Annotated in this window: 20 protein-coding genes and 1 riboswitch; of the genes, 10 read left to right on the plus strand and 10 right to left on the minus strand. The window is 55.6% G+C overall.

Translation table 11 applies throughout. The features are described 5' to 3' along the window. Positions 1 to 20 precede the first annotated feature (20 nt). Positions 21 to 2,228, minus strand: a complete 2,208-nt coding sequence (locus HMPREF0733_RS11425; RefSeq protein ID WP_244864660.1) for a pentapeptide repeat-containing protein — start codon at positions 2,226 to 2,228, stop codon at positions 21 to 23. A 446-nt stretch (positions 2,229 to 2,674) separates the two neighbouring features. On the opposite strand from HMPREF0733_RS11425, the gene dnaK reads away from it, so the two are divergent. The 4 genes from dnaK to HMPREF0733_RS06300 all read left to right on the plus strand — a co-directional run bounded on the left by dnaK (position 2,675) and on the right by HMPREF0733_RS06300 (position 6,798). Continuing rightward, positions 2,675 to 4,525, plus strand: coding sequence for a molecular chaperone DnaK (dnaK, locus tag HMPREF0733_RS06285; protein WP_004006017.1), 1,851 nt, complete (start codon positions 2,675 to 2,677; stop codon positions 4,523 to 4,525). A gap of 2 nt (positions 4,526 to 4,527) precedes the next feature. Continuing rightward, entirely contained in the window at positions 4,528 to 5,100 is a 573-nt protein-coding gene (locus tag HMPREF0733_RS06290; RefSeq protein ID WP_013398532.1) for a nucleotide exchange factor GrpE, read from the plus strand. 198 nt (positions 5,101 to 5,298) lie between these two features. Next, a complete protein-coding gene (locus tag HMPREF0733_RS06295; RefSeq protein ID WP_013398533.1) occupies positions 5,299 to 6,339 on the plus strand; it encodes a DnaJ domain-containing protein in 1,041 nt (346 codons plus the stop codon). Positions 6,340 to 6,342: 3 nt separating this feature from the next. Further along, positions 6,343 to 6,798 (plus strand): heat shock protein transcriptional repressor HspR, encoded by a 456-nt coding sequence (locus tag HMPREF0733_RS06300; RefSeq protein ID WP_004006020.1) that lies wholly within the window; start codon positions 6,343 to 6,345, stop codon positions 6,796 to 6,798. Between the two features lie 161 nt (positions 6,799 to 6,959). Here the strand turns inward: HMPREF0733_RS06300 and trmB are convergent, their stop codons facing one another. Then, positions 6,960 to 7,778 (minus strand): tRNA (guanosine(46)-N7)-methyltransferase TrmB, encoded by an 819-nt coding sequence (gene trmB / locus HMPREF0733_RS06305; RefSeq protein WP_049775460.1) that lies wholly within the window; start codon positions 7,776 to 7,778, stop codon positions 6,960 to 6,962. Between the two features lie 141 nt (positions 7,779 to 7,919). Continuing rightward, a complete protein-coding gene (locus HMPREF0733_RS06310) occupies positions 7,920 to 8,324 on the minus strand; it encodes a hypothetical protein (RefSeq protein ID WP_013398535.1) in 405 nt (134 codons plus the stop codon). Between the two features lie 405 nt (positions 8,325 to 8,729). On the opposite strand from HMPREF0733_RS06310, the gene HMPREF0733_RS06315 reads away from it, so the two are divergent. Together HMPREF0733_RS06315 and HMPREF0733_RS06320 are read left to right on the plus strand one after the other, a co-directional pair. Beyond that, positions 8,730 to 10,193 (plus strand): amino acid permease, encoded by a 1,464-nt coding sequence (locus tag HMPREF0733_RS06315; protein ID WP_041321692.1) that lies wholly within the window; start codon positions 8,730 to 8,732, stop codon positions 10,191 to 10,193. A 504-nt stretch (positions 10,194 to 10,697) separates the two neighbouring features. Next, complete coding sequence (locus HMPREF0733_RS06320; protein WP_004006024.1) at positions 10,698 to 12,170, plus strand: amino acid permease; 1,473 nt, start codon at positions 10,698 to 10,700, stop codon at positions 12,168 to 12,170. 145 nt (positions 12,171 to 12,315) lie between these two features. Here the strand turns inward: HMPREF0733_RS06320 and HMPREF0733_RS06325 are convergent, their stop codons facing one another. Both HMPREF0733_RS06325 and HMPREF0733_RS06330 read right to left on the minus strand, forming a co-directional pair. Next, complete coding sequence (locus HMPREF0733_RS06325; protein WP_013398537.1) at positions 12,316 to 13,506, minus strand: TY-Chap domain-containing protein; 1,191 nt, start codon at positions 13,504 to 13,506, stop codon at positions 12,316 to 12,318. A gap of 8 nt (positions 13,507 to 13,514) precedes the next feature. Beyond that, a complete protein-coding gene (locus HMPREF0733_RS06330) occupies positions 13,515 to 13,709 on the minus strand; it encodes a hypothetical protein (protein ID WP_013398538.1) in 195 nt (64 codons plus the stop codon). Positions 13,710 to 13,962: 253 nt separating this feature from the next. Here HMPREF0733_RS06330 and HMPREF0733_RS06335 point away from each other — a divergent pair, with 253 nt between their 5' ends. Further along, positions 13,963 to 16,398 carry a Tex family protein gene (locus HMPREF0733_RS06335; RefSeq protein ID WP_013398539.1) on the plus strand — a complete coding sequence of 812 codons (2,436 nt, stop codon included), beginning with the start codon at positions 13,963 to 13,965 and terminating at the stop codon, positions 16,396 to 16,398. A 272-nt stretch (positions 16,399 to 16,670) separates the two neighbouring features. Here HMPREF0733_RS06335 and HMPREF0733_RS06340 read toward each other — a convergent pair whose 3' ends face one another. The 5 genes from HMPREF0733_RS06340 to HMPREF0733_RS06360 form a co-directional block, all read right to left on the minus strand. Beyond that, positions 16,671 to 17,498, minus strand: a complete 828-nt coding sequence (locus tag HMPREF0733_RS06340; RefSeq protein ID WP_013398540.1) for an aldo/keto reductase — start codon at positions 17,496 to 17,498, stop codon at positions 16,671 to 16,673. Between the two features lie 196 nt (positions 17,499 to 17,694). Continuing rightward, positions 17,695 to 21,654 (minus strand): DEAD/DEAH box helicase, encoded by a 3,960-nt coding sequence (locus HMPREF0733_RS06345; RefSeq protein ID WP_013398541.1) that lies wholly within the window; start codon positions 21,652 to 21,654, stop codon positions 17,695 to 17,697. A gap of 44 nt (positions 21,655 to 21,698) precedes the next feature. Continuing rightward, a complete protein-coding gene (locus HMPREF0733_RS06350; RefSeq protein WP_013398542.1) occupies positions 21,699 to 21,986 on the minus strand; it encodes a hypothetical protein in 288 nt (95 codons plus the stop codon). 23 nt (positions 21,987 to 22,009) lie between these two features. Further along, the gene (locus tag HMPREF0733_RS06355; protein WP_013398543.1) at positions 22,010 to 22,336 is read right to left on the minus strand and encodes a hypothetical protein; all 327 of its coding nucleotides are present in this window, start codon (positions 22,334 to 22,336) and stop codon (positions 22,010 to 22,012) included. Between the two features lie 22 nt (positions 22,337 to 22,358). Next, positions 22,359 to 22,688, minus strand: a complete 330-nt coding sequence (locus HMPREF0733_RS06360) for a hypothetical protein (RefSeq protein WP_041321694.1) — start codon at positions 22,686 to 22,688, stop codon at positions 22,359 to 22,361. A gap of 264 nt (positions 22,689 to 22,952) precedes the next feature. Beyond that, positions 22,953 to 23,081: riboswitch (SAM riboswitch) on the plus strand. Between HMPREF0733_RS06360 and HMPREF0733_RS06365 the strand changes: the two genes are divergently transcribed. The 3 genes from HMPREF0733_RS06365 to HMPREF0733_RS06375 all read left to right on the plus strand — a co-directional run bounded on the left by HMPREF0733_RS06365 (position 23,060) and on the right by HMPREF0733_RS06375 (position 26,143). Further along, entirely contained in the window at positions 23,060 to 23,338 is a 279-nt protein-coding gene (locus HMPREF0733_RS06365; RefSeq protein ID WP_238382392.1) for a nuclease PIN, read from the plus strand. (Overlaps the previous riboswitch by 22 nt.) A gap of 4 nt (positions 23,339 to 23,342) precedes the next feature. Beyond that, positions 23,343 to 23,777, plus strand: coding sequence for a PIN domain-containing protein (locus HMPREF0733_RS06370; RefSeq protein WP_013398546.1), 435 nt, complete (start codon positions 23,343 to 23,345; stop codon positions 23,775 to 23,777). A gap of 251 nt (positions 23,778 to 24,028) precedes the next feature. Continuing rightward, entirely contained in the window at positions 24,029 to 26,143 is a 2,115-nt protein-coding gene (locus tag HMPREF0733_RS06375; RefSeq protein WP_013398547.1) for a cell division protein PerM, read from the plus strand. The last annotated feature ends 19 nt before the right edge of the window (positions 26,144 to 26,162 follow it).

Genomic DNA, 26,162 nt, shown 5'->3' on the forward strand with positions numbered 1-26,162 from the left:
GATTTCCCTCCGAAATATTTCTAATTGTCGATATTAAGAGGATCACAGAGGATCGCATTATCGGGTATTGTAAGTTTTATATTTCCACATGGTTTTTTATCTGTTTTTATTTTGTAAAGACTTGTATTATCTACATTGAAGCAGTGAGAATTAGTATTATATGGGTAAAAATTTTGACGGTAATAAAATACTGAATTTTGAAAATTTGGCTTGCATATAAAGATTGTGTCACTAAAATCCGTATTCCCCCTAAAATTTGCCACTTCAAAACAACTATTTCTGTTAAATATTGCCGAATTAAAATATACATCCCTAATAAAATATGTATTTTTTAAATTGACATTTTTATTAAATGTTGTATTAACAAAGTAAGAATCTTCGTTGAAGGTAACCTCAGTAAAATCGGCTTCTTCATTGAAAATTGCTCCGGAGAAGTCTGAGAACCCACCGAAGTAACTATAATTAAAGATGGTAGGATAAAAGAATATGCTATCTGAGAAATCATAATTAAATAATGACCATGTCCCTGGTTTTCTAGAGTTTCTGAGGCGGTCACATACCTCTTTAATAATATTTTCACGGATTTGACGTTCTTCGTTTAGTGCCGCTTTGCTTTGTATAAAAGCCTGCCTATCTGTGTTGAACTTTTCTTTATCTCCACCAAAATCTTTATGTAAATCTTTTGTATAGGGATTATCTAGCTGTTTTGCGCGTTCTGCGAGAGGAAAAGGTGATCGAATATAGGTACATAGGTTATTAATGATAGCCTGACCTTCACTACGGCGATCTTCTATATTGGGGGTAGTCTTATCGTCTACTAACCACTCGTCTATCAGTTTGACGAGTGTATAAATACCGCCAAGGCGTACAGATGTTTTGTTGTCAGCAAGCTGTTCAATAGCTTTGGTATACCGGCTGCGTCGTTCAGCGTGAACCTGATGCTCGTGGTCTTGGTCGTTCTTGCGGCGGGTTTCACCAAGAGTGATAATTGCCAGAAGTCCACCAGTTGCTAATAAAATCGAGTTCCTGAGTCCGCCCACTCCTGAAGTTGTACTTTTAACTGCCACAGGAAGAAGAATGGCGAGGATACCTCCCATAATTCCGGCGGTTAGAATTCGGAAGAGAAAGTAATGGTGCTCTTTTGGAGAGCCTAGGGTTGGCAGGATAAGGAGCTTAGGGAACCATAATATTAGGGTACCTGCAATAACTAGTATAGCTAGAGCTAAGATAAGACTAGAACTATTCTCTGGTTTGTATAGATTCTCTATCCCTTGTCCAAGACCTATTCCGATATCAGCAGAATAACCAAGAATATTTACCGGCCATAAAATTTGAACTTCAATATAGATAAAAAGTAGCCAAAATAACAATCTCCCAAATTTCCAGAAAGTTAATTTTAGATAATCTAATTCACGAGATGAATACAGGAATAAAAGCCTAAGAACTAATATTATGACTAATGTTAGTATAAACAAAGGAAAATTAGGAGAATTGTTAAAGGAAAATATATTTTTTAAATCTCTCCAATAATTTTCACTGTTATTTTTTAAATGGTCAATAAAGCTTATTGGACGTAATGCCCAGCTTGCCACGAGAAGGGCTATAAACCAGGTTGCACAGTGGTAATATGCATTTTTGTTGTGTGGAGATGAGAATAATCCAGGGATGGAATTTGCGACTATAGGTGGGGTAAGCGTAATAATTGTAAAAAACGAGAGATAAATAATGTTATCGGTTCTGTATAGATTATCTAATATTTTCCAAAAATCTAGTAAAGTTGAGGCGTTGGCCGAGTAACTAGGAATAAGTATCCAAAAGGATAAAATAGTGATTTCAATAAGCGTGAAAACGCCCCATAAAAACCTGGATTTTTTATATCTATATTTCTCTGCATCTTTAGTTTCCTGTCGTGCACGGTCTTGATCGTTCTTGGCCTTTTCGAGACTATTCTTGCGGTGATATTCACCTAAGACAATAAGGCCTAAGAACCCACCGGTTGTACAGAGAAATATCCGACGCAGCGCTGCACCGTCACCGTTCTTACTGAAATCAGTATTAATGGCTAATGGGAAGAGGAAAGCCCAAGCTCCACCAAGAACAGCAAGTACACTAACCCAAATGTAGAACGATCTTACTTTTTTGAGCCCAAACCATCTAAATATCAGGCAAAGAACAGCAATTACCGTAATAGCTCCCAGGATAGAAGCAGGTAAAAGTTGGATGGTCACTATAATCAACTCTTCCGATGGTCTGAAGTAAATGTTCACCTTCCATCATAGGGCGAGGGTGACCGTATGCGTCGGATTTTCCGTTGTTAACCTCATATATTTCGCTGCGTAGAGATAAAAAACCCGCATCCAGGCAAGTTATCGCCCAAATAACCCCTAATTTCCGCCTATTTCCGCACCAAAATCGCCAACACATCGCCCCTTGCCACCGCACCATAACTCCCACTCACTTCAAAAAGTTGAGTCTTTTTCACTCAAGTCTGTTGACATCCACCCAAACATGTGTAAAACTTGAGTACATGAGGCTCAAGGGGGCACTCACCGGGCAGCATCCCAGCACATCTTCACCGTGCATGCGCTCGGTCTAAAACCCCTTACGCCCCGAAGATTTAACCAAGGAACCCGCCTCGCCAAGAAGCGGGGCATAACACTAAGGAGTACAAAACATGGCACGTGCAGTTGGTATTGACCTCGGCACCACTAACTCGGTCGTATCCACCCTTGAAGGTGGCGAACCTGAAGTTATCCCTAACGCTGAAGGCGCCCGCACCACCCCCTCCGTGGTCGCATTCTCCAAGGATGGCGACGTTCTGGTGGGCAGCGTAGCAAAGCGCCAGGCGGTTACTAACGTTGATCGCACCATCTCGTCCGTCAAGCGCCACATGGGCACCGACTGGACGACTGAAATTGACGGCAAGAAATACACCCCGCAGGAAATTTCTGCACGTATTCTGCAGAAGCTCAAGAACGATGCTGAAGCATACCTGAATGACAAGGTGACCGATGCGGTTATCACCGTTCCCGCATACTTCAACGACGCTGAGCGCCAGGCCACCAAGGAAGCTGGCGAAATCGCGGGTCTGAACGTTCTGCGTATCGTGAACGAGCCGACCGCAGCTGCACTGGCTTACGGTCTGGACAAGGGTAAAGAAGACGAACTGATTCTGGTCTTCGACCTTGGCGGCGGTACCTTCGACGTCTCCCTGCTTGAAGTTGGCAAGGATGAAGATGGCTTCTCCACCATTCAGGTGCGCGCAACCAGCGGCGACAACCGTCTGGGTGGCGACGACTGGGATCAGCGCATTGTGAACTGGCTGCTTGAGCAGGTCAAGTCCAAGACCGGCGCAGACCTCTCCAAAGACAAGATCGCTCTGCAGCGTCTGCAGGAGGCAGCTGAGCAGGCTAAGAAGGAGCTCTCCAGCGCATCCAGCACCAACATTTCGCTGCAGTACCTCTCGGTAACCCCCGAAGGCCCGATTCACCTGGACGAGAAGCTCTCTCGCGCAAAGTTTGAGGACCTCACCAGCGACCTGCTCGAACGCACCAAGAAGCCCTTCCAAGACGTTATTAAGGAAGCAGGCATCAAGGTTTCGGATATTTCCGAGGTCGTGCTCGTGGGTGGTTCCACCCGTATGCCCGCCGTGGCTAACCTGGTGAAGGAACTCACCGGTCGTGAGCCCAACAAGGGTGTTAACCCCGATGAGGTTGTGGCAATGGGTGCAGCCCTGCAGGCAGGCGTGCTCAAGGGCGACCGCAAGGACGTTCTGCTGATCGACGTGACCCCGCTGTCCCTCGGTATCGAAACTAAGGGTGGCGTGATGACCAAGCTGATCGAGCGCAACACCGCTATCCCGACCAAGCGTTCTGAGACCTTCACGACCGCTGAAGACAACCAGCCTTCTGTGTCGATTCAGGTGTTCCAGGGTGAGCGCGAATTCACCCGCGACAACAAGAACCTGGGTACCTTCGAGCTGACCGGTATCGCCCCCGCACCGCGTGGCGTACCCCAGATTGAGGTCACCTTCGATATTGACGCCAACGGCATTGTGCACGTCTCCGCAAAGGACAAAGGCACCGGTGCTGAGCAGTCCATGACCATCACCGGCGGTACCTCCCTCTCGAAGGAAGACATTGACCGCATGGTCAAGGATGCTGAGGCTCACGCAGAGCAGGATAAGGCACGCCGCGAGGCAGCCGACACCCGCAACGCGGCAGAGTCCGTGGCATACTCCGTCGATAAGTTGCTGAAGGAGAACGGCGAGAAGCTGCCCGAAGACGTCAAGACTGAGGTTCAGGGCGATGTCGACGAGCTCAAGAAGGCTCTTGAAGGCGATGATGACGATGCCGTGAAGTCCGCTCTTGAGAAGCTGCAGGCATCCCAGACCAAGCTGGGCGAGGCTCTGTACGCTTCCGCGCAGGCAGAGGCTAACGCAGACTCCGCTTCTTCCTCCAAGGAAGATGACGAAGATGTGGTAGACGCCGAAGTTATCGACGAGGACGAAGACGAGAAGAAGTAATCATGGCTGAACACGAGAACACTGCGGGCGACCCACTGGAGGAGGCATTCAACGCCCCCGCCGCCGAGGGTCACCCCGAGGCTGAGGAAGCCCCTGCCGTAGCCGATGCTGCGGCGGGGGAAACCCCCGAGCCGAGTGAGGAAGCACCCTCAGAGGATGCGAAACTCGCGGCAGAACGCCTGGACAGCCTGCTTCGCCTGCAGGCGGAGTTCACGAACTTCAAGAACCGTGCCGCCCGCGAGAAGGAGCAGCTTCGGGAGTTCGTGGCGAGCGATATTGTGAGCCTGCTTCTGCCGGTGCTCGACGATATTGACGCCGCACGCAAGCACGGCGACCTACAGGAAGGTCCTTTCGCTGCGATCGCCACCAAGCTTGAGGAAACTCTTGGCAAGCAGGGCGTGGAACGCTTCGGTGAGGTGGGCGAGCCCTTCGACCCGAATATTCACGAAGCGGTTATGCAGCAGCCAACCGGCGAGGTAGAACCGGACCATATTTCGATGGTTCTGCGATACGGGTACCGCGTGAAAGAGCGCGTGGTGCGCACCGCCCAGGTTGCGGTGGCTGTCGCCGAGTAAACGCTCCGTAGAGCACATAACGGGCGGGTTCTTGAGGAATTGAGAGCCCGCCCGTTTGCCGTATATTTCCGCGGATTTTCTGGGATTTCTCTTCCAAAATTGAGTCTAGTAGACTAAACTTTATATAGGATTAAAAACTAAGGTTGCGCCCTCTTAGGGGCAGTTACAAGAACCCCGGACGACGGGAAAGGAGAACACATGGCAAGCGAAAACTGGTTGTCAGAAGACTTTTACAAAACGCTCGGCGTGAAAGAAGACGCCTCTGAATCTGATATTAAAAAGGCTTACCGCAAGCTCTCACGCAAGTACCACCCCGACCTAAACCCCGGGAACGAGACAGCGGAGAAGAAATTCAAGGAAGTCTCCGAAGCCTACGATGTGCTTTCGGATAAGAAGCAGCGCGAAGAATACGACCAGATTCGTAAATACGGTGCCGCAGGGTTCGCTAACGGCGGCTTCGGAGGCGGCGCTGGCGGATTTGGCGGTGCCGGTGGTTTCGGCGGATTTAACGGCCAAAACGTGCACTTCACAACCAGCGGCGGCGCCGAAGGTATCAACATTGAGGATCTGCTCGGCGGACTCTTCGGTGGTGGCGCTGGCGGCGCGGGTGGTTCACGCCGTACCGCCGGGTTCACGAGCGCCGACTTTGGTGATGCCACCGGGTTCGGGGGCGCTCAAGGTTTCGGCGGCGGGCGCCAGCATACCCCGCAGGACAACAACCTTTCCACCAGCACACGTATTACCCTGCCGCAGTCGTACACGGGCACCAAGGCGACCGTGTTCCTGCCGGACGGTACGAGTACTGAGGCGCGCATCCCGGCGGGTGTGAAGGACGGGCAGAAAGTGCGTGTGCGTGGTAAGGGACGCCCCGGCACCGGCGGCGATCTGATGGTGACCGTGCGCGTTTCAGATGACCCGCACTACAGCCGCGAGGGAAACAACCTGGTGCTGCGCGCCCCCGTCACCCTGGATGAGGCAGTCAACGGTGGCGTGCTGGAAGTACCCGTACCCGGCGGTAAAACCGTCAAACTGCGGCTGACCCCCGGCAGCGTGGGCCGTAAACTGCGTGCGAAAGGACGCGGGTTCACAACCAAGTCGGGCACTGGCGACCTGCTGGTGATCCCCGAGGTACACCTGCCGCAGAACCTAAGCGATGAGGCGAAGGAAGCCTTCGAGAAATTCATTGCTCTGGCACCGCAGGAGAACCCCCGTGAGGACCTTTTGAAGAAAGTTAGGTAGCTTATGAGTGCCCATAACAAGCAGTCGTCGGCATCTGCCTACAGCGCCGACCGGCCGGTTTTTGTGATTTCGGTAGCGGCGGAGCTGGCGGGGATGCACCCGCAGACACTCCGCCAATACGATCGCCTGGGGTTGGTGCAGCCTTCGCGTGCGCCGGGTAAGGCCAGGCGCTATTCGCAGCGCGATGTGGATTTACTTCAGCGTATTCAGCAGCTCTCGCAGGAAGGCGTTTCGCTTGAGGGAATCCGCCGGATTATTGAGCTTGAAGAGATGGTTGAGGAACACCGGGATCATATTGCCCGCCTGCAGGCTCAGCTTGAGGATGCGCACGCCAAGTTGGGGCTGGCGGAACGAGTGTTCGCGGCCAGCACCCGCGGGGATGTGGTGAACATCCAGCGGGGGCAGCGCCCGGCACCGCGCAAACGCTCCTCGGCGGTAGTGCTGTACCGGCAGAAATAGGGGCGGACAGCCAGTGTGGTACGGTTGATATAGCTCATCAGCCAAGATGCTGAAAGAGCATCTGGAACCGTTTGCTAGGCAAGCGGTTCTTGCTTTATCTCCCTAGCTTTATTCGATGGCGTCGCCGGAAGGTATCGTTACCCCCTTCCCTAGCAGATAACTTATTTACGCCTATAGGTCAGGTCGTGGGCACGGCGGCCCGCCTCGCGAGCCTTCCTCTCAAAGCTGGTCAGGATACGCCCCTCCCAGCGCGGCGCCCAACCACCCACGGGGTCGTCCTCGGTAGCGCCTTCACCGGCATGCAGATTCTCGAAGTCGGGGTGTGCCTCCATGACATCGCGCATCACGTGAGCGTATTCTTCCCAGTCGGTAGCAAGGCGCCAGATTCCGCCGGGTTTGAGCACGCGCGCAACCTTGTCGGCAAAAGCGGGGGAGACCAGGCGGCGTTTGTGGTGGCGTGACTTGTGCCAAGGGTCGGGGAAGAAAACCCAGAGCTCATCAACCGAATTTTCTTCCAGCATGTTATCGAGCAGTTCGGGGGCGTTAGCCTGAGCGACGCGCACATTCTCAACCCCGGCCTGCCCCATCTTGAGCAGCAGATCCGCAATGCCGGGGGTATAGACCTCAACGGCAAGGAAGTTTGCCTCGGGCATTTCACAGGCGCGGTGCACGATTGCTTCACCCAGCCCGGAACCGATTTCGACCACCTGGTAGGCTTCGCGCCCGTAGATTGTGACCGGGTCGAAGGCGGCTTCGGGGGCTACAGAGGTATCTGCCCGCAGCCGGGGTATGTCGAGCACATGGGTTTGGGAGTACGTGTCCCACGCTTTTTGGCGGCGCGAGGTCAGGCGGTCGCCGCGGCGCACGAAGGAGTAGGGCTGGCGGAAGAACTCGGGCGGTACCGTTTTCTTCTCGGGCGTCTGGGGTGCATCGGCGTTGGCTGATGCGGTGGTCTGCGCGTTCTGCTCTTGAGATGACATACCTATCAGGATAACGTAGCGGCGCGCGGAGAGAGGCACTGTTAAAAATTCTGGGGAGTTAAAAATTTCGGGAGCAGTTTTTCATTGTACTGAAGAAACTGCCCCCGTTTGGTCTTTGCGACCGCGAAGTCGCCGTGCAGGCTACTTCTTCTTGTCGGAGAACAGCAACGCCAGACCCGCGCCGAGAATCACGATGTTGTTGGCGAGCTGCTGCCCATCCTGGGTGGGGCGGAATGCGCCATCGTGCATGTCGGGGTTGCGGAAGTACATGGTCATGAGGTTCGCGCCGAAGGCTGTCAGCCCTGCACCCGCGAGGCGGGCAGGAATAAAGGGGGTCAGCAGGGTGGCGCCGAGCACGGTTTCCGAGTAGGAAATAAGTTTACCGAAGGTTTTGGGGTCGAGCTTGGCGACGGCGGGCACACCGGATGCCGCCATCTGCTGCAGATATGCGTAGGTACCTTCGTCGGCGCCGAGTTTCTTGACTCCCGCATCGAGCACAAGCGCGCCAGCGGTGAGACGCAGTGCAGCATTTGATAGTTTACCCATGAGTGAGTGTCCTCCTGATGTTTTGTGATGAGATGAGTGATGCGGTATTTCCACATCGGGCATTGCAATTGTAGCGGCAAACCTCAGGAAAGTTTATTTAATCGTAAAGTTTTAACATAATTTTTGCGGTAAGCATTATTTTTCAGCGTTTTAGCGGGGGAGAGTGCTGGCTGAGAGAAGCATCGTCGGCGTGTCGCCACCCCCAGATAGCATAGGCTTAGCCAAGGTTTATGCGAGGTATGCATCTTTTGCGGGTAGAATTCTGTGTAGTCATGGCGTAACGATGCGATTTTCCGTGAGCCGTGCTCGTGCGAAAATCTGAACTGCATCGTGATGCCCCGAAGGTCGGGGCTTCCTGTTGAGGTTGTAGCCCGCAGGGCAGAGCACACACAGAAAAGAGGAATAGTGACACAGCGGCCTTCCAAGCATACAGTTACCGAGAATGAGAGTTCCACGGGTGAAGAGAGCCTGCAGCGTGGATTAAGTTACAGGCACATCCAGCTCATCGCTATCGGCGGTGCAATTGGTACGGGGTTATTTTTAGGATCGGCGAAGACTATTTCGCTGACGGGCCCTTCCATCGTATTTGTCTATGCGATTATTGGCATCATTATCTATTTTGTGCTGCGTGCGATGGGCGAGATTCTGCTGTCGAACCCTAAGTACAAGTCATTTACCGATTTCGTATCTGATATTTTGGGTACTCGCGCGGGCTTTTTCGTCGGCTGGTCGTACTGGTTCTTCTGGGTGACCACGGGTATTGCGGATGTGCTGGCGATTACGGATTACACGCATTACTGGTTCCCCGAGCTGCCCTCATTTATTCCCGCGCTTATCGTAATCGGGGCGCTGTTGGCACTGAACCTGCCGTCGGTGAAAAACTTCGGTGAGATCGAGTTCTGGTTCTCCATGGTTAAGATCGTGTCGATTCTGGCGCTTATTGCCGTGGGTGCCGTGATGGTCGTGTTCGGGTTTACGAGCCCGGATGGAACGGTCGCCTCCATCACGCACCTGTGGGATCGTCCGGGACCTTCGGGCAACGGGGTGTTTATTCACGGTTTAACGGGTTTCTTGGGCTCGTTCCAGATTGCGTTGTTCGCGTTCGTGGGCGCTGAGCTGGTGGGTACCGCCGTGGCAGAGACGAAGAACCCCGAACGTACCCTGCCGCGTGCGATTAACGCTGTGCCTTTCCGCATGGTGCTGTTCTATGTGCTGCCGCTGTCGGCGATTCTTGCGGTGACTCCCTGGGATAAACTCGACCTTAATATGAGTCCTTTCGTGGGGATGTTCTCACTGGCGGGTGTGTCAATTGCCGCCTCGCTCATTAACTTTGTGGTGCTGACGTCGGCAACGTCTTCGGCGAACTCAGGTATTTTTTCGACCTCGCGCATGGTGTATGGGCTGGCGGAGGATGGGAATGCGCCTTCCTTCCTGAAGAAGCTCTCGAAGAACGGCGTGCCCACGAACGCCCTGTACCTAACGACGGTTCTTCTGCTTTTCAGTCTGGTGATGCTGGCGTTTGGGCGTGAGCTTCTGGAAGCGTTTACTGTCGTGACTTCGGTGGCCTCAATTATGGGTATTTTCACGTGGTCGATGATTCTGGTGTCGTACCTGGTATACCGCAAGAAGTTCCCTAAACGGCATGAAGCCTCGCAGTATAAGATGCCGTTCGGTCGCACGATGAGCTGGGTTGGTTTAGTGTTCTTCGCTTTGATGATCTACGCCCTGAGTTTGCAGCCAGAAACCGGGTTGGCTCTGGCGCTCAGCCCTATCTGGTTTATCGGGGTTGAGCTTGGGTACGAGATTATGGTGCGCCGTCACGCGCGTAAGCGCCTTCTTGCGGAGTCGGCACGGGTGGAATCTGAGTAGCGAGTTTATTTCTTCCTCATGAGCGGGCGGGATGCAGCACGTAGAGAAAACGTGCGGTATCCCGCCCGCTGTGTCTTATGAGGCGATGGCATACGGCATGTACCAGAACAGACCCCAATATGTATAGATATTCTTAAATTTGTATAGAAATCATATATGATGAGAATTTTTCTTTTGAAGATGTGGCGAGTTAGGCAGTAAAGGGATGTACCTCACGTGCGCCGTGTTTTCCGAAAGTAAGGCTTATTGTCAAGGGTTTTTCACAGATTCCTTCCGAAATTTTTTGAATTTCGATATAAAGATTTTATTGTTCGTGACGCATGCTATAGATACGCGACACACTTCCTGGAGATAATTACACAATACCGTCCCTGTTATGTAGAATATATATTCAAAAGTTGTGATAGCTCACCGTATCTTACGGGCTGAGTGCTGCACTTGCCGCCCCGAAAGCCGGGGCTGTCCCGCTCGGCTGCGGGACCCAACCACGAAAGAGGAACTGTCATGCAGCAACCTCACGATAATGCCGCATCGGCGGCAGACACGACAGATAATGCTGAAGAACTGCACCGCGGGCTGAGCAACCGACACATCCAGCTCATTGCTATCGGCGGTGCTATTGGTACCGGGCTTTTCATGGGTTCCGGTAAGGCAATTTCTAAAGCTGGTCCATCTATCCTCTTGGTCTACATGGTTATCGGCGCCGCTATCTTCTTGGTGCTGCGTGCGATGGGTGAGATCCTTCTATCAAACCTGAAATATAAGTCATTCTCAGACTTTGCTACCGACCTGATCGGGCGCCCCGCAGGGTTTTTCCTTGGATGGTCGTACTGGTTCATGTGGGTGGTCACCGCGGTCGCAGATATTATCGCAATCGTGGGCTATACCGAGCTGTGGTGGCCCGATTTACCGAAGGCGGTTCCAGCACTCGTCGTGATTATTGCGCTGCTGGCGCTGAATCTGCCCTCGGTGAAGAACTTCGGTGAGATCGAGTTCTGGTTCGCCATGATTAAGATTGTTGCCATCTGCGCCCTCATTATCGTGGGTGCCATTATGGTTGCTACGAGCTTCACGACACCCAGCGGTGCTCACGCTCAGGTAGCCAACCTGTGGAACGACGGTGGGTTCTTCCCCAACGGTGCCACCGGATTCTTAGGCGCCTTCCAGATCGCGGTCTTCGCCTTTATGGGGTCCGAGCTGGTAGGTACTACCGCCGCCGAAACCCAGAACCCCATGGTGACTCTGCCGAAGGCTATTAACTCAGTGCCGGTTCGTATTCTCATTTTCTATGTGGGTGCCCTGATCGTTATTCTGATGGTAAACCCCTGGCGTGAAATTAATCCGGCCAAGAGCCCCTTCGTGACCATGTTTACCCTCGCCGGTATTGCCATTGCGGCGCATATCGTGAACGTTGTGGTGCTGACTTCGGCAACATCATCGGCGAACTCGGGTATCTTCTCGACTTCGCGCATGGTGTACGGTCTCTCGCAGGAAGGTTACGCCCCGAAGTTCCTCGGTAACCTTTCCGGGAGCGGTGTGCCCCGCAATGCGCTGTTCCTCACCTCGATTCTGCTGCTCTCCAGCATCGCCCTGCTCTATGCTGGCGACTCGATTATTGAGGCGTTCACGCTGGTCACCACGATGGCGGCGGTACTTGTGATCTTCGTATGGTCGATGATCCTCGTCAGCTACCTGTGTTACCGCGCGAAGCGCCCCAACCTGCACCGGGAGACCACCTATCCCATGCCCGGCGGCGTGGTAGCATGCTGGATCGTGCTTGCGTTCTTTGCTTTCATCATCGGGATTCTTGCTACCGATAAAGACACTCTCACCGGTCTGATGCTCATGCCCATCTGGTTCATCCTGCTGACTATCGGGTGGTTCGTGAAGAACAGCATCAACCCCGAAATCCCGGAGACCAGCATTACGCAGTCGCATCCGGTGGTGGATATGAAGGCACCGAAGAATAATAAGTAAGGACACTTTGGCGGTTATCTGTTCCGCATTACTTCCGGTATAAAAAGGCTCTTGATGTGAATAGGGCGGCGTTACTAGCGCTTTTTCACATCAAGAGCCTTTTAGCGTGATAGGGGAGGAGAAACGGAAGAATCCGCGCCCCGGATTAACCGGCCTCGGTGCCCGAGGTATCCTCGGCATCCAGCACCAGGTCATCCGTGCGGTAGTAGTCCCAGCGGGAACAGCCCATACCCCAGCGCATCGCCTGTACTACATCCTGCGCGGCCTCATGAGGGTCAAAAACATTCCGGTTCCACATAGGCTGCATGGGGGTCGGTGCCGCCCACCCGCGCGAACGCAGATAGTCGGTGCTGAACTTGGGCAAAACCTCAGCCTCCATCGCAATTTCGCACAGGAACCCGGCGGGGGAGCGGTAGATACACACAAGCGGCATTGCGTTAGCATGCGCGGCACCCGTGAGCACATAATAGGTGCGCAGATGCCTGCTCCAAGGCAGACTCGCCAAACGCTGACCGAGTGAGTTCGTCACCTCATCCCAACGGTCGCGGGCAGAAACCGTCTGCTCAGACTTCACAACCCCAATACCCTGCACCGCAAGCTGCTCGGGCGAAATACTGGGCGGATGTGGCGGCACCCGCACCGGCGCGACCTCACTCTTCGTCATCTGCAGGGCGTCGGTCACCATTGTGCGGCCCACTTGCAAGGCGGTATGCCACGATCCATATTTCGCGCGCACCGCCGCTAGAAACGGCACCCGGCCCAGATTACTGCGCATGGTAGACCAGGTTCCGTAGGCAAGCACCGTCGGCTGCCGATCATACCGAATACAGTAACTCATGAAGCTGCCCAGTTGGTTGCGGAACTCCATATCCGTGAGCGAAGTGCCGCTCAGCTGCCAGTTGTACTCCGCATAATCGGGCGGACACACACCGGTGCGCAGCATGGCGGTTGACCATCCGCCATCGCCCAGCTGATCACGAATGCTCTCGCAGGAGGGCGGCCATACAAACGAACCGTGCGCCACGTCTTGAGACTCAGCCGGAAGATGCTGGCACACATCGCGGTAGGTAAGCTCATCAAGCTGCGTATATGGATGCAGCGCCAAGTACTTGAGTCCAGCACCCACCTTCCCTAGAATCAGGGCGATATTCTGCGGTGAAACCCGTGCGCTCTCCAATAAGCGCAGCATATCCGCCATGACCGTTGCATCCAGAGTTGTTGCGGCATAGGAACCATCAGGTGCCAAACCGTAAGCCTCTGCTACCGCATACCAGACGGCGGTCGCCAGCAAAACATGGGTGGGAGTCTGCTCGCCGTGTGAACCAAACTCCCACATGCCAGAATCTAAAGCAAAATCAAGATGTTCCCGGTTAACTTGCGGAAAAGAACACGAATACGCCGGTGCGTTTCGCTCGGAGTCCAGCCCTGCGCAGCCAAGGCGGTAATCAGCGTGCCAAATTGCTGATGAAATTCGGCGTACCCCGGCGGCAAAGATGAACGTGAAGGCGCCTGTGCGCGATCGTCAGCACGACCATACATGCGAAACCTTCTTTCGGGCGGCTATTCCAGCCAGTCCACCGTGAACCGGCTACCGTCATGTCATCTTCTATGCCCCGGTGCATAACTTCTGCACAATCGCCGGACTATCTGAAAAATAGCGATGTGATGTTATTACCTATTCTAGATGCGGGACCATAGCTGTAAAATTTATTACGCTCCGATGCGCAACATACCCCGCGCCGCACGCCCCGCAAGACTGGCACAGCACACCCGAGAATGCGAAACTGAGAGAATGAGCGAAAAACACGAGCGCACCGAAGCTACGAACACCCGCATCCTGACGATGCTCTCTAACGAACTAGACCTCAAACCCACGCGTGTTCGTGCCGCCGTAAACCTGCTCGACTCCGGGTCTTCGGTTCCGTTTATCGCTCGATACCGCAAAGAAGCTACGGGCGCGCTCACCGACACCCACCTGCGTGCTATCAGCACCCGGCTCGATGCCCTGCGTGCGCTCGAAACTCGCCGCGAGAATATTCTCAGCTCGCTTGCTCAACGCCGCGAAGACGGGCTGATCGATCCGCTTACCTACGAACAGCTCATCACGGGGGTGGGGGCGGCATCCAGTAAACAAGACCTCGAAGCGCTCTACGCGCCCTACCGGAGTGAGCGCATCACCAAGGCGCAGCGTGCCCGCGCGGCAGGTCTGGAGGCGCTCGTTGAAGACCTGCTCGAAGTTCCCCTTGCCGGGGTCTACGATATTGCCGCAGCCTATGTGGACGAACCGGATGAAACCGACGATAAACATGCGGCAGATGCCGGAAAATCCGAAGACGCCGGAATTACAACGGTGGAAGAAGCCCTCGACGGCGCCCGCGCTATCCTGATCGACCGGGCGCTGACCGACCCAACGCTCGCCGAACGCCTTCACGAAAGAATGGTTGCCACCGGAATGATCTCTAGTCGAGTTATCGCCGGGAGAGAAGCCGAAGGGGCAAAATTTGCCGACTATTTCGACTTCTCCGATAGTATCAGGCGTATCCGCCCGCACCGGGTTCTCGCCCTGCTTCGCGCCAAAGAAGCCGGAATCGTGCGGCTCAGTATTGACGGTGCCACACCAGCTCCGCCCCTGAGCAAACTCCGCGGAGAAGCGCGCGCCGCCGCGCTTGCCCTCGCCGAAAATTACGAGAACGTTCGTTCGGGATACGAGCGTGAAGTCGCCGCCGCGCTGCGCATACCCGTGCAGGTTCTCAACACCGTCGACAGCGAAGACCGTGTGCTCGGCTGGCTCGCCGCAACCGTGCGCACCGCATGGCGCAAACGGCTACACCCCTGCCTGGCAGACCGCATACGCAATGCCCTCTTCGAGATGGCAGAACGCGAAGCCATCACCGTTTTCGCCTCGAACCTGCGCGACCTTCTGCTTGCCGCGCCCGCCGGGCAAAAAGTCACCCTCGGGCTTGACCCGGGGCTGCGTAACGGCGTGAAATGCGCGGTTATTGACGGCACCGGGCACGTGCTGAAAACCTTCACGGTGTACCCGCACGCGCCTCGATACGACCGTGCCGGTGCGCTCGCTGCCCTCGAGGATGCGGTGCTCACCCACGGCGTGGAACTTATTGCCATTGGCAACGGCACCGCCTCACGTGAGACAGATAAACTCGCCGCCGAACTGCTGGCGAAGCTGCGTTCTCAAGGGTATAAGGCGGCACAAAAGGTTACCGTATCAGAGGCGGGGGCATCCGTATATTCGGCTTCTGAGCTCGCCAGCGAAGAGCTGCCCGATCTTGATGTAACGGTACGCGGGGCGGTCTCGATCGCTCGGCGGCTGCAAGACCCGCTCGCCGAACTCGTCAAAATTGATCCCCAGTCTTTAGGCGTAGGGCAGTACCAGCATGACGTCAGTGTGACCGCTTTAAGACGCGCCCTCGATAATACGGTTGAGGACTGCGTAAACGCGGTGGGGGTTCACCTGAACAGCGCATCCGCCGCACTGCTTGCGCGTGTTGCCGGTTTTAACCGCACGATTGCCGAAAATATCGTGGCGTACCGGGACGAACATGGGGCTTTCACCACCCGGGAAGAGCTTCTGAACGTTCCTCGGTTAGGGGCTAAGGCCTATGAACAGGCGGCGGGATTCGTGCGGATTCTGCACGGTACCGAACCGCTGGATGCCTCTGCCGTGCACCCCGAATCGTACCCTGTGGCGCGGCGTATTATCGCCGATGCGCAGCGGAATCACGGGGCGCTCTGGCAATCCGGGCGGCTTATCGGCAGTGACGGGGAAGACCCGCTCACCGCGCTCGACCCCGCCGACTACGTGAACAGGAGCATCGGCGAATACACCGTGCACGATATTTTTGAGGAATTGCGCCGCCCCGGGCGTGACCCGCGCCCCGAATTTCGTACCGCACACTTCTCTGAGGATATCTCTCGCTTTGAGGACGTAACCGTTGGGATGGTGCTTGAGGGAACCGTCTCGAATGTGGCGGCCTTCGGTGCCTTCGTCGATATCGGGGTGCACCAAGATGGGCTGATTCATATCTCGCAGATGAGCCGCGAGTATGTTGCGAACCCGCACGATATTGTGCGAAGCGGCGATATCGTGACTGTGAGAGTTGTTGAGGTGGATGCGTCTCGCCGCCGTATTTCGCTCTCGCTGCTGGTAGATGCGGGTGAGCCGGGGCGCTCGGATGCGGTGCATAAGAAAACGAATAAACGTTCTTGATAGGGTTGAACCCCGAATGCGCGTCGCAGGAACGGGCATCCGGTAGCGCGTATGACTAAGAGAGTATTTCGGACGCGGCACCCGACGACACCTTAGCGCATGTCCGTCCTTCGGTCGTAGGGCCTTTTAATGCGCTTTCGGTGCGTCTAGAACCACATCCATCTTCTTAGAGTCTCGTGTACTTACCCGGCGCGAGTTGTTGCGGATGTGCCCGTTCATTCCTCACTGCGCTTCCGCAACAACTCACGGCAGAGCTTCGCGGTACGTTGCGCCTAGAATTTAGGATTCTCAGGGTCCGGACCTATGCGACCATCCTTCCGCGTAAGCCCATCAATCGCCGCAATATCTGCTGTATCCAGGGTGACATTAGCGGCTGCAAAGTTCTCGGCAATGCGCGCAGGAGTAACCGACTTCGGAATCGCCACGATCCCCTTCGCCAGATGCCAGGCGAGCACAGCCTGCGCCGGAGAGATACCGTGCTTACCCGCAATCTCAACGATCACCGGGTCCTTCAGAATCTCGCCACCCTGACCGAGCGGCGACCAAGCCTCAGTCACAATACCAAACTCACTGTGCACCGCGCGCATATCTTCCTGCGAGAAATACGGGTGCAGCTCAATCTGGTGAATCGCCGGGGTCACGCTGGTATCGGCGATAATTTCGCGCAGCTGAGCCTGCGGAAAGTTAGAGACACCAATCGAACGCACCTTACCCTGCTTTTTCAACTCAATGAGCGCCCGCCACGACTCCAGATAGGTACCCTGCTGCGGCATAGCCCAGTGAATCAGATACAGATCCACGTAATCGGTGCCGAGCCGCTCTAGCGATGCATCAAGCGCGGCAATAGCCTTCTCAAAACCCTGATCCGAGTTCCACAGCTTGGTGGTGAGAAAAATATCCTCACGCGGCACGGAGCTGGCGGCAATACCACGACCTACCCCAACCTCGTTCCCATAAATGGATGCGGTATCGATGTGGCGGTACCCTGCTTCGAGAGCCGTACCGACAGCATCGGCGGCACCATTATCCTCAATCTGCCACACGCCATACCCAAGCTGAGGGATGCTGTTGCCGTCATTGAACGTGATGTTTTTGACCATTACTTCTCCTGAAAGTTGATGGGGACTGACGTTTTCAACGGTACCCCTGGATGCGCTCGCACGCTAGGGTGACGGGCGCATCCAGCCCAGCGCGAAACCAGTAAGCCCCTCCCAGACGCATAAAAAGAGCCTTTATTTATATAAAGCGTGAAAAATCCCGCTTTATTCGCCATCAAGAGCCTTCTTAGCAGGGGAGTTAGGAATCAGTCGGGGTGAAAAGCTCACGAATCTGTTCCGCATCCACCCGGGACGAGGCGAAGGAACCGTCGTTGACGACCGCATCAAACAGTGCAGCTTTCGAGGCCTTCAAATCCATGACCTTCTCTTCAATGGTGCCCTCAGCCACCAGTCGGTACACGTGCACATCGCGTTCCTGCCCCAGCCTATGGATGCGGTCCACCGCCTGCTGTTCAGCCGCCGGGTTCCACCACGGGTCCATAATGAAACAGTGATCTGCCTCCGTCAGGTTCAGTCCGAACCCGCCCGCCTTGAGCGAAATCAGGAACACCGGTGCCGCACCCTCGGCGAAATCTTTCAAAACCTGCGGGCGGTTGCGGGTTGTGCCGTCCAAGTACAGGTAGTCGATGCCTTCAGCCTGCAGCCGTTCAGCAATTGTGCGCAGATACCCCGTGAACTGGCTGAACACCAGCACCCGGTGCCCGTCGCCTAAGAGCGAGGGCAGATGCTCCACCAAATATTCGAGCTTGGCGGAAGCCACCCCGGCGTATTCGTCCGGGTCGATAAGCGTGGCATCAAGCGCCAGCCGCCGCAGAAGCGTGAGCGACTGGAAAATCGTGAACCGGTTCTTATCCATATCATCTAAAAGCCCGAGCACCTTCTGCCGCTCGCGCTGCAGATGCATATCGTAAATATGCCGATGCGCCGTCGTGAGCGGCACGTTTACCCGCACATCGTTCTTTTCGGGAAGATCGGCGGCGACCACATCCTTCGTGCGGCGCAGCATCAGAGGGCGAACCCGGCGGCGTAACTTCTCAATAACCTGCGGGTCTTCACCGGACTCGGCGGGGCGCGCATATAGGTCGCGGAACATTCGCGCCGAGGGGAACAGCCCATCCGCCACAATCGCCAAGAGTGCCCAAAGCTCCATGAGGTTGTTCTCCATCGGGGTGCCCGTGATGGCGAGTTTCACCTGCGCGTTTAGGGCACGCGCCACCTTCCACGCGCGAGTTTTCGTGTTCTTCACGAACTGCGCCTCATCCAAAATTAACGCACCCCACCCTGCATGCGGGGAAGTGCTCTTCTCTGCGTTTTCGGGAACGTGGTTACCGAATTCGGTGTATCCATCTTCGTCGAGGCGGAACAGCGCATAGCTCGTGAGCACCAGATGCGCACCCTGCACTAGCTCGGCGATGCTCTTGCCGCTTTTGCTCGTAGACTCGGTGATAGTCACCACCTTCGCACCCGGCACGAATCGTGCAGCCTCTTGCGCCCAGTTACCCACCACGGATGTTGGCGCAACCACGAGGAAAGGTGCAAACTCGGTGTGATCGGCGCGTTGCTCATGCTCGGCGATCGCTTGGGCAAGCAGAGCGAGCACCTGCACGGTTTTGCCCAAGCCCATATCGTCGGCAAGAATCCCGCCCAGCCGGTGCTGCCTCAAGAACGCGAGCCAGCGGAAACCCTCAAGCTGATAAGGTCGCAGGACTGCCGTAAGACCCGGGGGAGAGGGCAGGTGATTCGCTGAAAATACGCCGGAAGAAACAGATAAAGAATCGGAATGTTCGTTCTCTAAAACTTCTTCGGAATCGGCGGTCTCACCCGCACGGTCGGCGGCCTCCACAAGGGCGAGAAGACTCTTGACCTGCGCATCCCAAGAAGCCACGGTTTCCACACTCGAAGCGAGCGATTCCAGCTCAGAGAATAGTCCCGCCTGATGCCGGTTAATACGCAGCTCACCGCCGGTTTCGTTGAGCGTGCGAGCCTCCTCAATGAGGGTTCTCAGCGCCGAAAACTCCGGGCGATTGAGTGAAAAATAGGTGCCGTTACCCAGCAAAATACGATCCTGATTCCGATCGAGCGCCTCAAAAACCTGGGCGAAAGGCACAGTCCAGTTATTGACCTTAATAGCGATACCCAGCCCGAACCAGTCACGCGAATTACCCTCGGTCACCTTGATCTCAATCATGGCGTCGGTTGCCTCGGTAAACTCAGGCACGGAACCGAGCAGCCGCACGCGAACCCCGGGAATACGCCGCAGGGCGGGCAGCACATGAGCGAGAATATCGCGGGTTTCCCATCCCTGAGAACGGCGTTCCCCAAACCCGCCTGCCAACACCGGGTTAGATGCGGTCGCCGACCGTACCGCGCGCAGCACCCGCGCCTCAAAACGCTCGTCGCGTTCTGTGCCCAAGCCCAGCGCCGGCAGGCGGCGAACCCCCGAGTCTGTGCCTTCTTCATCGAGTGGGTTCTTCGGGTACTCCCAATACCAATTCAGGAGCGCATCGTGCGAAATCTCATCATCAAAATGCGCCTCAAACACCAAATAGGGCGAACGAACCTTCGGCAGAGCCAAAGTCGGGTCTGGGGTAAGGAACGGGACGGCCCGCGTGAGGGTAGGCAAGAACTCGCGGTGAAAAGCCTCGCGCTCGCCCGCCGGAATACGCATTTCGCCGCGAGATACCAACGATTCTGCGGCTGCGTCCAAAGGCTCGGCAAGCGGAATAAACGCCAGATTAAGACCCTCCGGCAGATCCGGAATAGTCGGCGTCGCAGCGTTCTCGGACGAAAGTTCGGGAATGAGCCCGCCCGCCTGCGTTTCAGAATTTTCGTTTTCGCCCGAGCTCTTCTCCGCCTGCTCTTGTGAAGATTGAGCCTGAAAAACATCGCGATGCGGCGCGTCTAAGGCGCCTTTGCGCGTGCTCTTCCAATGCACCCGATGCGCCTGTTCCTCGTAAATACGCTGCACAAGAGAACCGAGCGCGAAAAATCCTGAGCGTGGCGAGCCGATGGGGTGGCAGTGCGCGGCATCAAACCAGAGCTGCCGCACCCGGTTATCTTCGCGGGTTTCCCATCCCAAGGCGGCATGAAGAGCCAGGTCAGGAGCGGAATCTTCACTCACGGCAGCCTCTGCGTTCTGTCGGGATTCGACCTCAACGGCTCCGGCGTGTACCCTCACCTGGGCGGGCGGCAGAACCGCCGTAGTCACCTCAAACCCTTCGAGAAGAATCGGCAGGCCAATCTGCTCTGTGCGCGCTAGAACATCCCACAGTAGCGTAGAGTTCGTGGCGGTGAGCGAAATCCAGTCCCGATGCGAAGAGTACATATTCTGCCACGGGCGTGCGATAGCGTATATCTCGGCGAAGAATCGTTCGTGCTCGGGGTACACTTCGTGACGACCGACCGGCCCACCAACGCTGGAGGCGAAGGTCTCCCAGCTGAGCCCGCCCTTGATCCAGCGCCCGGTTTTGGACTGCATCAGCGGTCGCGCCAGCAAATTGATAGGCGGGGTTGCACCGGGAATATTGCGCCCGCGCGCATACGAACCCGAAATGCTGAAGGAAAGGTCGAGCGCCCCCGGAACCCGTGCCGAATCAATACCGGATGCTTCACCCCGGGCAGCGAGAACCTGCGCCATATCGCGCCGCCACACCGAAATTTTCGAGGGCGAAGAATGCGTATTCTCGTGGTCGTTCAGGGAGAGAGATTCTGGTTCGGTGGTGAGCGAGCTTGCCGAACGAATAGCCCCGGATGCGCGCAACGCCGCCAGGGGATCGTCGGCTGCCTCCGCAACCTGTCGCACGGTATCTTCTGGGCTCTCCGGGTTCATAGACTGGCGGATGCGGTCGCCGGGCGCATTGTCGAGGGCTTTCCGCGCGGTCTTGGCGCGGTCGAGTGCGGTGAGCATGAGGGCGACGGCATGTTTGCAGTCGGCGGCGACCGGGCATGTGCATCGTGCGTTGAAAAGATTGGAATCGGCGTCAGAACCCAGGAAGAAGCGAATATCTACCTCATAGGGAATAGGGGTACTCCCGTTCACCAGACCTTCCAGCGTGTTTTCGTCTTCGTCGTAGGTGTAGCGCACCACTTCACGCTGACGGGCATAAGCAAGCCCGCGCTGGTATGCCTTATGCCCCGCCTGCCGAATAATCTGCGCAACGGTGACGGGGATATCGGGGAAGGGATTTGGCGTGCTCACCGTTCCATTATCTCAAGGGTGTCAAAGAATCGCGCGGTAATTCGTTATGAGGTATGTCCAAGATGCGCTGAGCGTTTTTTACGTACATTTTTGATGACTATTGTGAAGAACATAATAAAAGTGATGATGGTGGTCAGGAAGCCAACGCATAAGACGCTCACGGCAAGGGTAGCGGCTGCCTGTGTGAGAGGACTCGACCCCTTGGGCTGAACGCCCCTCCACTCGAAGGCATGGTACTCAACGACTGCTCCCCAGCCTGCCAGGGTGAACAATCCAATACCGAGAATGAGGAATAGTGCAGCTATTGCCCCGACCATACGTGCAGTTTTCATGCTTTCCCCTTGAGTAACTGACTTTATGAATTCATCTGTTCCCGGTCTTCTGCCGAGGGTGTTTTATTCTGCTCAGCATGCTTATTTTGTGCCTTGCGTGCCTTCTTGGTCGCCGTTGTGAAGAGCAGAATTAAGGCGATAATGCCGGTGAGGAAGCCGGTGCCTAGGAACCATAGGCTCAGATTATTAGTCGCCATGACGAGGGGACTTGCTCCTGCGGGATCGATGCCCTTCCACTCGAAGGCGTGGTATTCCACGAGTGAACCCCAGCCGGCTAGGATGAGCAATCCAAACCCGATAACCAGAAGTACTGCGGCTACTGCTCCAACGGTGTATATAGCTTTTTTCATGGGCGCTCCTTAGATGCTGACTCTATGAATCAACCTGGTTATGGTCGCCTTCTACCAAGGGGTTTTTATTCTGCTCACTGTGCTTATTTTGTGCCTTGCGTGTCTTCTTGGTCGTCGTTGTGAAGCGCAGAATAAAGGTGAAGAGCCCGGCGAGAAAACCGGTGCCTAAGAACCAGTAGCTGAGGTTGGCGGTTGCTCGCGTTAGGGGACTTGCTCCTTTATGCTGCACGCCCCTCCATTCGAGGGCATGATACTCTACAAGTGAGCCCCAACCGGCCAGGATGAACAAGCCAAACCCAATGATCAGAAAAATTGCGGCCACTATCCCCATGATCTGTACAGTCTTTTTCACAGTTATCACTCTTTCTTTCCGGAAGCGTAAAGTGGGCGTGACATGGTGATATATCAGAGGCAAGATAAATTTCTGTACATTACCCAGTGTGCCGTGATTTTTCTCGAATGTGTAGACCTGCTCTGAAGGCCCAAAACTTCACACTACGCCGCCATGAGGCAGCTATATACAGGTATGCATTCATAATCGCGTTATGTAAATCACAAGAATTTGACGGGTTCGCACGTTTACAGATTCCTGAAAGCTGTTGTAACCTGGATTCAGCTTCAAGAGTTTCGACTGATAAGCTCCGACTATGGTCGAACGCCAACCCCATGTTCACGGGTGGCTCGGATGACGAAGCGGTTTGTATTCGCCGCCTCAGGTGGCACTTGGTACAGGCAAGAGCAACGCGAAAGGAACGCGCATTCGGCGCATGGTTGTCAATGTACAACAGCTCTTCATCTCCAGCATCCCCCCTTACTCCTGCACGCTCTTATCAGGAAAATCTGCGTGCCGCATCCGTGCCCGCACGCGGCGGTTACCAGGCAGTAAGCATTCAGGATTACGCACGTATTTCTTCTAAGCGCGACGAATTCCTCAATTTTCTGCTTCTTCCCAACCCCGAGGGTATTCCCGCCGTCGAATATGCCGGTCTGCGCGTAGCATAGGGGTATGAGCGCCTCAGGACTGCTTCTCGACTCGGATGTACTCGCCGAGATCCGCAAAGCCACGCCAGATCCCAAAGTTGTTGCCTTTCTGCGCCGCCGCGCCTATAAACACCTCTACATTTCGGTGCTGAGCGTAGGCGAGCTCAAAGGACTCTACCCCTACCCAGAGACCGACCGCTGGATTGCCGAACTTCTCGACAGATTCGCCGACCACATCATCAACGTGGATGCGCGCGTAAGCCTCGAATGGGCGGGACGCAGCGCTCCGCGCGGCACTCACAGTCACGGACGTAAAGATGCCGAGCCCCTGCCCACCGCCGCCCTCGAAGGTCTGATGGCGGCGAGCGCCCAAGCTCACGACCTCGAAATCGTTTCTTCAAAAGCTGAGGTGTACCGGTCCTGGGGCGTACCCGCGGTGAATCCGTGGATTGAAGACTAAATCTTCCGCACAATATTTCACCGTAAGCGCCGGGGGAGTACCTGCGTGTTTGAGAAGGTCGTGAGAAATGCTCGGCACAGTTAGCTGTATGCGTTGCCGCGGCGGTGAGAGCGCATCGGTAACGTTCGTGTAACCCCTCTGTTCACGGTGAGCGGTTAACGAAGGTTAGCCGCCAATTAACCGGAACTATTTCCCCGAAAGCCCAGCAGGCTCACACGCGCTGGCAGGTTTCATGGCATGATGGAAGAACGATGAAAAGTAGCTCTTCTACATCCCGGTATTCTGCCCCTATGCCACTCTGGCTGCAGGGCATCGTTGAATTAGTTTTTACCGCCGCGCTTTCTTTCGGGCTTGTGCTCGTTCTGCTCATGGCGGTGTGGTTTACCAACGGTTTTAACCGTATGGATTTTCCCGCGCTCGCAACTCTTGCCTCCCACCTGTGGCTGCTCATGCACGGTGTGCCGCTGAATATTCCGAATGCTTTCGGTATTATCTTGCCGCACGGCATGCTCACACTGGTGCCCATGGGGCTGAGCATTATTCCGGTGCTCTTATGCTTTAGGTCTGGGCGGAAACTGGCGCGCGCATCCTATGAGGGGGAATTCTTCAAACCCGTACTATTAGGGTGCGCCGCCTACGGTATTTTTGCTGCCGTCGCCTTTGCATGGGCGAGCACCGAACGGCATCTGCTGGGTATTGTTGGTGCGGCGTTGATTCCACAGATCGTGGTGCTGGTCGGGCTGATCTGGGGCGGCTACTATGAATCGCGTTCGCTCGCCCGTATGGTGGGCGTGAACACCGCTGAACAGATTTCGCAGATGAGCCAGTACTCGCGGTGGGCGAGCTCCTATGTGTGGTCGATTGTGCGTGCCTCCATGGTGGCGATTTTCTCGCTCATTATGGGCGGTGCTCTGGTGCTGGTGGTTGCCATGATGATGCGCTGGTCGCAGATCGCAACAATCTACCAGGAACTTCACGCCGGGCCGGTGGGGGCGCTCGCGGTGACCCTGCTGCAGCTGGGTTACCTTCCGAACTTGGTGATCTACGCGATGTCGTGGACTACCGGCGCCGGGTTTGCGTTCGGCGTGGATACGCATGTGGGCTGGTCGCAGACGACGATGGGCGATCTTCCGCTCTTTCCGGTGCTGGGTGCTATCCCTGAGAGCCTGGGCTGGATCGGGTATGCGGGTCTGGCGGTTTCGCTGGGCGCCGGAGCCGTTGCCGGTTGGTGGTTCTTGCGTGAAGGTGAAGACCACGTGGATGAGTGGATCACCATGAAGGTACGTTACCGAGTGATTGCGTTGCCGCTTTCTTCGCTCGTGTTGGGTTCGCTGGTGGGCGTGCTCTGTGGCGTGTGGGCTTATATTTTGGGTTGGATTTCCAGCGGATCGTTGGGTGTGGGGCGTTTTACTGAGGTAGGCGCATCGCCCGCAGCTTTTGCCGTGGCGACCGCAATAACCCTGGGTGCGGGTACTGCGTTGGGTAACCTGCTGTGCCATGTGCTTCTGCCCGACAGCAGTCGTGAGCTGCCGCGTTTTGCCGATGAACGTCCCAATCTGGGCAGTCGCATGAGCGAGATGCTGCAGCAGCGCCGCGCGGCGCGGGCGGAGCGTGAACAGCTCAGGAATGATGAGCAGGAACGCGAGGCACAAGAACGTGAAGAGCAGGCGCGTGAGCGGGCTCAGCAGCGGCGTGAACGCGTCAAACAGGTGCATGCCCGCCGTGCAGAACTCAATAAATTTGCCGAGCAGGAAGAGGCGCAGCGAGCGCATAGTTTAGGTATCAAAACGGAGCAAGAATCCTTGCGTGAAGATGGTTCCGCTGAAGCTGCAGACTCGAAGGCTGCGGCATCTGACGAACAAACCATCGAGCTGGCGGGAGCGGATGAACCCACCGTAGAGCTTGATACCTCTGAGAAATCCGGTGGGGGTACCGAGGATGCGCCGCGCACGGTCAAGCCCGGCAAGCGTGAGAAAGCCCCGGGGAAGCCGGTCTTTAACCGCGTTCCGCGCCCCGAAACCTCCGGTAATGGCGGTGATACTAAGGGCGATCGGGAGACACGAGAGCAGAGCGCTCGTACAGGGGAGTCTGGGTCGCAGAAGGCCTCCTCGTCAGCGGAGTTCCACGAGCCCGGGTATAAGCGTTTTGCCGTGCCGCGCCCGGTTGCCGCATCGCCCGCATCCGATCAGGAGAATACGGAAGATTCGGCGCAGTCGCACGAGACTACCATTCAGGAAAAGCGTCAGCTCACGCCCACTCAGGCGATGGCTGTTATCTTCGGAACCCCTGAGTCGACCGAGGATGAATCTTCGGAGGAAGAGCCCACCACGGGTCAGAAATCCTCACAGAAGAAGAGGAAGAAATAACTTTCGCGCCCGAGTATGG

Source organism: Rothia dentocariosa ATCC 17931 (assembly GCF_000164695.2).
Classification (GTDB): Bacteria; Actinomycetota; Actinomycetes; order Actinomycetales; family Micrococcaceae; genus Rothia; species Rothia dentocariosa.

Coding starts and splice junctions, on each gene's coding strand:
- HMPREF0733_RS06350 (WP_013398542.1), bottom strand. CDS start 21,986: ATGAAAACTGCACGTATGGTCGGGGCAATAGCTGCACTATTCCTCATT.
- HMPREF0733_RS06320 (WP_004006024.1), top strand. CDS start 10,698: ATGCAGCAACCTCACGATAATGCCGCATCGGCGGCAGACACGACAGAT.
- HMPREF0733_RS06375 (WP_013398547.1), top strand. CDS start 24,029: ATGAAAAGTAGCTCTTCTACATCCCGGTATTCTGCCCCTATGCCACTC.
- HMPREF0733_RS06330 (WP_013398538.1), bottom strand. CDS start 13,709: ATGTATGGTCGTGCTGACGATCGCGCACAGGCGCCTTCACGTTCATCT.
- HMPREF0733_RS06310 (WP_013398535.1), bottom strand. CDS start 8,324: ATGGGTAAACTATCAAATGCTGCACTGCGTCTCACCGCTGGCGCGCTT.
- HMPREF0733_RS06355 (WP_013398543.1), bottom strand. CDS start 22,336: ATGAAAAAAGCTATATACACCGTTGGAGCAGTAGCCGCAGTACTTCTG.
- trmB (WP_049775460.1), bottom strand. CDS start 7,778: ATGTCATCTCAAGAGCAGAACGCGCAGACCACCGCATCAGCCAACGCC.
- HMPREF0733_RS06340 (WP_013398540.1), bottom strand. CDS start 17,498: ATGGTCAAAAACATCACGTTCAATGACGGCAACAGCATCCCTCAGCTT.
- HMPREF0733_RS06335 (WP_013398539.1), top strand. CDS start 13,963: ATGAGCGAAAAACACGAGCGCACCGAAGCTACGAACACCCGCATCCTG.
- HMPREF0733_RS06295 (WP_013398533.1), top strand. CDS start 5,299: ATGGCAAGCGAAAACTGGTTGTCAGAAGACTTTTACAAAACGCTCGGC.
- dnaK (WP_004006017.1), top strand. CDS start 2,675: ATGGCACGTGCAGTTGGTATTGACCTCGGCACCACTAACTCGGTCGTA.
- HMPREF0733_RS06300 (WP_004006020.1), top strand. CDS start 6,343: ATGAGTGCCCATAACAAGCAGTCGTCGGCATCTGCCTACAGCGCCGAC.
- HMPREF0733_RS06325 (WP_013398537.1), bottom strand. CDS start 13,506: ATGTGGGAGTTTGGTTCACACGGCGAGCAGACTCCCACCCATGTTTTG.
- HMPREF0733_RS06370 (WP_013398546.1), top strand. CDS start 23,343: ATGAGCGCCTCAGGACTGCTTCTCGACTCGGATGTACTCGCCGAGATC.
- HMPREF0733_RS06290 (WP_013398532.1), top strand. CDS start 4,528: ATGGCTGAACACGAGAACACTGCGGGCGACCCACTGGAGGAGGCATTC.